This is a genomic window from Streptomyces nanshensis (assembly GCF_001751255.1).
GTDB lineage: Bacteria > Actinomycetota > Actinomycetes > Streptomycetales > Streptomycetaceae > Streptomyces > Streptomyces nanshensis_A.
In genome coordinates this window covers 19,461-27,655 of the sequence record NZ_LJGW01000146.1, presented here as the reverse complement: position 1 = coordinate 27,655, position 8,195 = coordinate 19,461, and the positions used below count along the sequence as shown (strand labels likewise).

General features: G+C 70.6%; 5 protein-coding genes. 1 reads left to right on the top strand and 4 read right to left on the bottom strand.

All coding sequences use genetic code 11. The features are described from left to right. Positions 1-306: 306 nt before the first annotated feature. The 4 genes from AN218_RS08890 to AN218_RS08875 all read right to left on the bottom strand — a co-directional run bounded on the left by AN218_RS08890 (position 307) and on the right by AN218_RS08875 (position 5,053). On the bottom strand, positions 307-1,152 hold the full coding sequence (locus AN218_RS08890; RefSeq protein WP_070016217.1) for an S-methyl-5'-thioadenosine phosphorylase: 846 nt from the start codon (positions 1,150-1,152) through the stop codon (positions 307-309). Positions 1,153-1,285: 133 nt separating this feature from the next. Then, positions 1,286-1,693 (bottom strand): FmdB family zinc ribbon protein, encoded by a 408-nt coding sequence (locus AN218_RS34270; protein ID WP_079131957.1) that lies wholly within the window; start codon positions 1,691-1,693, stop codon positions 1,286-1,288. A gap of 66 nt (positions 1,694-1,759) precedes the next feature. Then, positions 1,760-3,163 carry an MFS transporter gene (locus AN218_RS08880; RefSeq protein WP_070016215.1) on the bottom strand — a complete coding sequence of 468 codons (1,404 nt, stop codon included), beginning with the start codon at positions 3,161-3,163 and terminating at the stop codon, positions 1,760-1,762. A 273-nt stretch (positions 3,164-3,436) separates the two neighbouring features. Beyond that, a complete protein-coding gene (locus AN218_RS08875; protein ID WP_244900363.1) occupies positions 3,437-5,053 on the bottom strand; it encodes a potassium/proton antiporter in 1,617 nt (538 codons plus the stop codon). Between the two features lie 310 nt (positions 5,054-5,363). On the opposite strand from AN218_RS08875, the gene AN218_RS08870 reads away from it, so the two are divergent. Continuing rightward, the gene (locus tag AN218_RS08870; RefSeq protein ID WP_070016214.1) at positions 5,364-8,066 is read left to right on the top strand and encodes a penicillin acylase family protein; all 2,703 of its coding nucleotides are present in this window, start codon (positions 5,364-5,366) and stop codon (positions 8,064-8,066) included. Positions 8,067-8,195 lie beyond the last annotated feature (129 nt).

The window sequence follows — 8,195 nt, the reverse complement described above, 5'->3', positions numbered from 1 at the left end:
CGGGCGCCCCGCGGGGCCGCTTGGGGCGCCGGCTGCGCCGCCCGTAGCGCCGCTGACTGCACCGCTGCCGCCCGTACCGCCGTGGGCCGGGAGATGCCGGGACATCACGATCACCGCCTGCCGTCGAAGCTTGGAGAAGGAGAAGCCGTCTTCCCCAGAAAGACTGCAGGCTTTGGGACGTACGCGGGGAAAGCCCTCAAGATCTGTGGATCAGGGGGCAGTTGTGGACAACTCGGTCACCCCAGGGGGTGCATCTGCCGGTCCCAGGTCGACCCGGCCCCGCGCGGCGCAGCGCAGGCAGGCCCGCTACTCCCGTCCCGCGCCCGGCAGTTCGATGCCCGGGTCGATGCCGCCCAGCGCGTCCCCGCACGCGCACTCCCGCTTGCGCGGCAGCTTCGCGACCGCGTCGAAGAGCACCGTCCGCAGCCGTCCGACGTTCTCGCCGAACACCCGCAGCACCTCCTCGTGGGAGACGCCCTCGCCCGTCTCCGCCCCCGCGTCCAGGTCCGTGACGAGGTTCAACGACGAGTAGCACAGCCCCAGTTCACGGGCGAGCACGGCCTCCGGGTGGCCGGTCATGCCGACCACCGACCAGCCCTGCGCCGCGTGCCACAGGGACTCGGCGCGGGAGGAGAAGCGTGGCCCCTCGACCACGCACAGGGTGCCGCCGTCCACCGCGTCCCAGCCGTGTTCGCGCGCCGCGGCCAGCGACGCCTGGCGTCCGGACTCGCAGTAGGGGTCGGCGAAGGTCACATGGACGACGTGCGGGACCGTCCCGTCCGGCAGCGGCTCGCCGTCGAAGTAGGTCTGGGCACGCGACTTGGTGCGGTCCACGAGCTGGTCCGGGACGACCAGCGTCCCCGGCCCGTACTCCGCCCGCAGTCCGCCGACCGCGCACGGCCCGAGCACCTGGCGTGCCCCGACGGAGGCCAACGCCCACATGTTCGCGCGGTAGTTGATGCGGTGCGGCGGCAGATGGTGCTTGCGTCCGTGCCGCGGCAGGAAGGCGACGCGGCGACCGGCCAGTTCGCCGGTGAAGAGCGAGTCGCTCGGGGCGCCGTACGGGGTCTCGACGGTGACCTCGGTGACGTCGTCGAGGAAGGAATAGAAGCCGGAACCGCCGATGACGCCGATCTCTGCCTGTTCACTCATGCGGGTCACCCTACGGGCAGCGCCATGGGCCGTCACCGGTGTTCAGCGGGACGGCCCGACGGGGCCCGGGTACCGCGCGGCACGCGCGTCAGGCAGCCGACAGCTGGCTCGGCGGACAGCCGTCAGGCGACCGTCACGCGGCCGAACTGCCCGCCTTGCTCGCGTTCTTGGAGCCGCCGTTCGACGACGTGGAACCGGAACCGGAACCGGACGAGGAGCCCGACTTCGTGGAGTCCTTGCCGGACGAGCCCGAACCGGAGTCCGAGGACGAGGAGGACGAGCTGGAGGACGACGAGGAGTCGCCGTTGCCCGAGGAGGACGAATCCGAGGAGCCGGAGGACGACTTGCCGCCGCCGGTCGAGCTGCTGCGGCTGTCGTTCCGGTAGAAACCGGAGCCCTTGAAGACGATGCCGACCGCCGAGAACACCTTCTTCAGGCGCCCCTCGCAGCTAGGGCACTCGGTCAGCGAGTCGTCGGTGAACTTCTGCACCACCTCAAGGCCCTCGCCGCACGCGGTGCACTGGTACTGGTAGGTCGGCACGTTCTCCTCCTGGCACTCTTACTCGGTGAGTGCTAACGACGCTCCATAGTGCAGCATTCCCGCGCGTCAGTCCACCGGGACAGGTGGACGGTGACCGACCCCACCCCCGCGGGCCCCCGCGCCGCCGCCCGTACGGACGGTGAGCCGCCGCCGGAAGACCAGCAGCGCCGCCAGCGCCAGACCCGTACCGGCGAGCGGCGCGAAGAAGCCCGCGCCCGCGCCCGCGGCGTCCGCCAGACGTCCCGCCGCCATCGACCCGGCCGCCTGCCCCAGCGCCACGGCCCCCGTCAGCCAGGTGAAGGCCTCCGTACGGAACGCCGCCGGAACCAGCAGCTCCACCAGCGTGAAGCCCGTGATCACCGACGGTGCGACCCAGATCCCCAGCACCAGCCCGAGCGCACCCAACAGCGGCAGCCACGAGGCCAGTTGGGCCGTCACGGCCAGCACCAGCGCCGCCAGGACGAGCAGCGGATACGCGATGAGCAGCCGGACGTCGGCGCTCCGCCGCCAGCGCACCGTGCCCACGGCGAGCGCGGCCGACATGTTGCCCGCGGCGAAGACGCCGTACAGCACGCCGTTGAGTTCCGGGGCGCCGACGGCGCGCGTGAAGGCCGCGACCGAGACCTGCATCCCGCCGAAGACCGTGCCGACGCCGAGCAGTACGGCGATCAGGACGCGGACGCCGCTGACGCCGAGCGCCGAGCGGGGTCCGCCGTCCGTACGGGCGGTGCCGCGCCGCCATGTGCGCTTTCCGGGGCTTGTACGGGCAGGCTTTCCGTCCTGCGTCCGCACCTGTGGCTGGGTGCCGCGCTGTGCCGCGAAGAGCAGGCCGCTGCCGAGCATCAGCGCGACCTCGGCGGCCAGTCCGGCCGCCGGATGCACGCCCGTGCACAGCGCGGTGGCGAGGACGGGGCCGACGACGAAGGTGAACTCGTCCGTCACCGACTCGAAGGCCGCCGCCGTCGTCATGAGCGACGGGCCGCGCCCGCCCTCCCGCGCCGTACCTCGCTCCGTACCGTCCGCCGCGTCGTCGCCGCCGCGGAGCTGCGCCGACCAACGGGCCCGCACCATCGGGCTGATCTGCGGAATGCTCGCTCCCGCCGGCACCGCCGCCGCGTACAGCGTCCACACCGGAGCGCCGCGCAGCGCGAGGACGATCAGCGCCGCGACCGACAGGGCGTGCAGCAGTACGAGCGGTACGAGCACGGCGCCCTGTCCGAACCGGTCGGTGAGCTTGCCGCCCTGCGGTGCGAGTACGGCCATCGACAGCCCGGAGACGGCGGTGACGGTGCCCGCCGTGCCGTACGAGCCGGTGGTGTGCTCGACGAGCAGCACCGTGCCGATGCCGAGCATCGCGATGGGCTGCCGGGCCAGGAAGCCCGGGATCACGAAGCGCCATGCGCCGGGTGTTCGCAGCAGTGCGCCGTAGCCGTTGCGGCGGTCGCCGGTCGCTGTGGCCGGGGTTGCCACGGCCGAGCCTCTCTGCCGCCTGGTAGCGCGCGTATCGCGCCGAAGGCTGTCCTCTCGCACGGCACCGACCGGCCGTGCCAGCCCTGCGTCAGGCGGGAACGGTGAACTGTCCTACCCGCAGGAGGATAACGGCCTACGGGCCGGCTCCGTAATCCGCCAACAGGCCCCGCTGCCAGCGGTCTTGGGCCCGTGGCACGGGCCGCCGGGCACCCGGACCGCCGCCCTCCGCGCCGCGGGCCGAAGCCGCGGACCCGGCCCGTCCGCCCCGCCGGATCAGTCCCGTTCGCGTTCCGGCCGGCGCTCCGGTTGCTGGCGTTCCGGCCCGCGTTCCGGTTGCCTCCGCTCCGGCGGCCTGCGTTCCGGCTTCCGCTCCGGCGGCCTCCGCTCCGCCCCGCGTTCCGGTCCGCTCTCCCGCAGCCAGCCCGCGAGCTTGCCGCCCCGGCCGACCGCCAGCAGCCGGTTCTCCGTGGCGTCGCGTACCGGGTCGGTCGCGACGACGAGGAGTTCGTCGCCGTGCCGCAGCATCGTCGTCGGCAGCGGTACGAAGCTGCTGCCGTCCCGTACGACCAGGGTGACCGCCGCTCCCGGCGGCAGCCGCAGTTCGCCCACCTCGACGCCGTGCATCTTCGAGTGCGGCGGGATCGCCACCGACAGCAGATGGCCGCGCAGCCGCTCCAGGGGCGCCGATTCGATGTCGACGTCCATCGGCTCCTCGCTGTCGCTGAGCTTCAGCTTGCCCGCGACCCACGGCAGCGTCGGGCCCTGCACCGCCGTGAAGATGATCACGAGCATGAAGACGATGTTGAAGATGCGTTCGCTGCCCTCGACGTCGGCGACCCGTGGAATGGTCGCCAGCACGATCGGCACCGCACCGCGCAGCCCCGCCCAGGAGAACAGGGCCTGGTCGCGCCAGCGCTGGTCGAAGGGGAGCAGGCTGCACAGCACCGACAACGGCCGTGCCACGAAGGTCAGTACGAGGCCGATGCCGATCGCCGGCCAGAAGTCGTCCAGCAGATCGTGCGGGGTGACCAGCAGACCCAGCAGCACGAAGAGGCCGATCTGCGCGATCCACGCCAGCCCGTCCGCGAAGCCCCGTACGGCGGGCCGGTGCGGCAGCTTCGAGTTGCCCAGTATCAGCGCCGTGACATAGACGGCGAGGAAGCCGGAGCCGTGCAGCATCGCGCCGCTCGCGTACGACAGGACGCACAGCGCCATCACGGCGATCGGATAGAGACCGGAGGCGGGCAGCGCGACGCGGCCCAGGCTCAGTTCGCCGAGCTTGCCGATCACCAGCCCGGTCACCAGGCCGATGGCCAGCTCCAGCACGATCTCCCCGGCGAGCACGTACCAGTGGGACGGGGAGACGTGGAGCTGTGAGAAGGCGACGACGAGGATGACGACGGGGGCGTCGTTGAATCCGGACTCCGCCTCCAGCACACCCGTCAGCCGCTTGGGCAGCGGGACTTTGCGCAGTACGGAGAAGACGGCAGCGGCGTCCGTGGAGGAGACCACGGCGCCCATCAGCAGCGCCGTCTGCCAGTTGAGGCCGATGAGATAGTGCGCGGCGCAGGCCGTGACGAGGACGCTGACGGCCACACCGATCGTCGAGAGCACGGCCGCCGCCGGCACCGCGGGGCGGATCTCCCGCCACTTGGTGCTCAGTCCGCCCTCGGTGAGGATCACGACGAGGGCCGCGTAGCCGAGGGTGCGGGTCAGTTCGGAGTTGTCGAACTGCACGCCCAGACCGTCCTGTCCGAGCGCGATGCCGATCCCGAGATACACCAGCAGACTGGGCAGCCCGCTGCGTGAGGAGAGCCGTACCGCCGCGACTGCGAACAGCAGGACGAGGGTGCTGAGGAGAAGCAGTTGATTCAGGCGGTCGACACTCAGGGGCAGATCCTCTCTCTCGGCCGGACCGCGAAGTCCGCCCGGTGCGCCACGTCTACGGGGAGTGCGACGGGGCGGCGACCGTGACGACCGCGGTGTCCGCGACGACGGCGATGACCGCGAAGTCCCTTCCAGGTCCGCCAGTTCGTTCGTGTGGCTAACAATTTACCATCGCTTGAATGTCCTGGAAGGCCGGGTCGTGACTCCCTGTGTAGCGCCGCTCCGGCTCCGCCTATGGTGGGGTCCTGCGTGGCTCCGTACGCTCCGTTCCGGTCCGCACGCCCAAGGTCCACCCTGCCTGCGAAGGACAGCGATGCCCGCCAAGAAGACCTCGCGACGCGCCCGTCTGCTCGTGATCGCGCTCGTGCTGCTGCTCGTGGCCGGCGTCGGCGGCGGCACGTTCTGGACGATCAGCACGGTCCGCGACTCCTTTCCGCAGACCAGCGGTTCGCTCAAGCTGAAGGGGCTGGAGGATCCGGTCACCGTGCAGCGCGACCGGCAGGGCATTCCGCAGGTGTACGCGGACAGTTCGAAGGACCTGTTCACCGCGCAGGGCTACGTCCAGGCGCAGGACCGCTTCTGGGAGATGGACGTACGGCGGCACACGACGTCCGGGCGGCTGTCGGAGATGTTCGGCGCGGGCGAGGTGAAGACGGACGCCTTTTTGCGCACCCTCGGCTGGCGCCGCGTCGCCGAGCGGGAGTACGCGGGGCTCTCCAAGGAGAGCAAGGACAACCTGAAGGCGTACACCGCGGGCGTCAACGCCTACCTCAAGGACCACACGAAGTCGGCCGCCTCCCTCGAGTACGCCGCCCTCGACCTCTCGCACGACTACACGCCCGAGAAGTGGGACCCGGTCGACTCGGTGGCCTGGCTCAAGGCGATGGCCTGGGACCTGCGCGCCAACATGTCCGACGAGATCGACCGCGCGCTGATGGCCGGCCGCCTCTCCGAGGGCCAGATCGCCGACCTGTACCCGGACTACCCGGCCGACCGCAACAAGCCCGTCACCGAAGGGAAGGTGGACCCGGGGGAGAAGAAGTACGAGCCCCAAGGGGAGGCCGCATCCTCCTCGTCGGGCACCGCCGCCCAGCAGGCCGCCGTGCACGAGGCCGGCTCGAAGCTCAGTTCCCTCGCCACCCGCCTCGACAAGATCCCCTCGCTGCTCGGCCCCAGCAACAGCGGCATCGGCTCCAACTCCTGGGTGGTGTCCGGCAAGAACACGACGACGGGCAAGCCGCTGCTGGCCAACGACCCGCATCTGGCGCCCCAGTTGCCCTCGATCTGGTATCAGATGGGGCTGCACTGCCGCACGGTCACGAAGTCCTGCCCGTACGACGTCTCCGGCTTCACCTTCGCCGGGCTGCCGGGCGTCGTCATCGGCCACAACCAGAACATCTCCTGGGGCATGACGAACCTCGGCGCGGACGTGACCGACCTGTATCTGGAGAAGTTCACCGACGGCGGCTACCTGTACGACGGCAGGCGCCGCGAGTACAAGACCCGCCAGGAGACGATCAAGGTCGCCGGGGGCGCCAGCCGACGGATAACCGTGCGCGAGACCGACAACGGTCCCGTCATCTCCGACCGTGACAGCGAGTTGCGCGAGGTCGGCAAGAAGTCCCCCGTCGACAACGCCGCCCCCGACCGCAGCTCCGGCTACGGCGTCTCCCTGCGCTGGACGGCGCTGAGCCCCACCAAGACGATGGACTCCGTCTTCGAACTCGACCGCGCCGCGGACTTCAAGGACTTCCGCGCCGCCGCGACCAAGTTCGCCGTCCCGTCGCAGAATCTGATCTACGCCGACACCAAGGGCAACATCGGCTACCAGGCCCCCGGCCGCATCCCCGTACGCGGCAAGGGCGACGGCCGCTACCCCGCCCCCGGCTGGGACCCGCGCTACAAGTGGAAGGGCTACGTACCGCAGAAGGCGCTGCCCTGGGAGTACAACCCCAGCCGCGGCTACATAGTCACCGCCAACCAGGCCGTCGTCGACGAGAAGAAGTACCCCTACCTGCTGACGAAGGACTGGGGCTACGGCACCCGCAGCCAGCGCATCAACGACCTGATCAGCTCGAAGATCGCCGACGGCGGCAAGATCTCCATGGGCGACATGCAGACCATGCAGATGGACAACAGCAGCGAGATCGCCAAGCTGCTCGTCCCGTATCTGCTGAAGATCAACATCGAGGACGGCTACGTACGCGAGGCACAGCGCCTCCTCGAAGGCTGGGACTACACGCAGGACGCCGACTCCGCCCCCGCCGCCTACTTCAACGCCGTGTGGCGCAACATGCTGCTCCTGGCCTTCGGCAACAAGCTCCCAAAGGAGCTGCGGGTCAAGGGCGAATGCCTCAACGTACGGCCCTCGGACGAGTCCGGGCCGGTCGACGACCTCGACGGCAAGTCCCGGCTCGTCCGCGAGTGCGGCGAGCGGGACACCGCCTCCGCGCAGCCCGACGGCGGGGACCGCTGGTACGAGGTGGTGCGCAAGGTCATCAAGGACAAGGACAGCGAGTGGTGGAAGACGCCCGGCAACAACGGCCGCGGCGGCGACCGGGACCGTGACGACCTCCTCGCGCACGCCATGAAGAACGCCCGCTGGGAGCTGACGTCCAAGCTCGGTAAGGACATCGACTCCTGGAGCTGGGGCCGTCTGCACCACCTGATGCTGAAGAACCAGACGATCGGCACCGAGGGACCGGGCTTCATGCAGTTCCTCCTCAACCGCGGCCCGTGGGACCTCGGCGGCGGCAAGGACGCCGTCAACGCCACCGGCTGGAACGCCGCCGGTGGCTACGAGGTGATCTGGGCGCCGTCGATGCGGATGGTCGTCAACCTTGACAACTTCGACAAGTCCCGCTGGATCAACCTCACCGGTGCCTCGGGGCACGCGTACAACCCGCACTACGTGGACCAGATGGACAAGTGGTCCGAAGGGGCGCTGCTGCCCTGGGCGTTCAGCGAGCGGGCGGTGGAGAAGGGGACGGAGGAGAAGATGGCGCTGACGCCGTAGCGGCTGGCGCCTGATGCCTGGGGCCCGGCGCCTGACGCCTGGGGCCCGGCGCTTGACGCCTGGCGGCGGGCCGGTCCGTGGGCGGCGGGCGCCGTGCCGGCGCTGCGGGGCGTTGCGCGTTCTTGTACG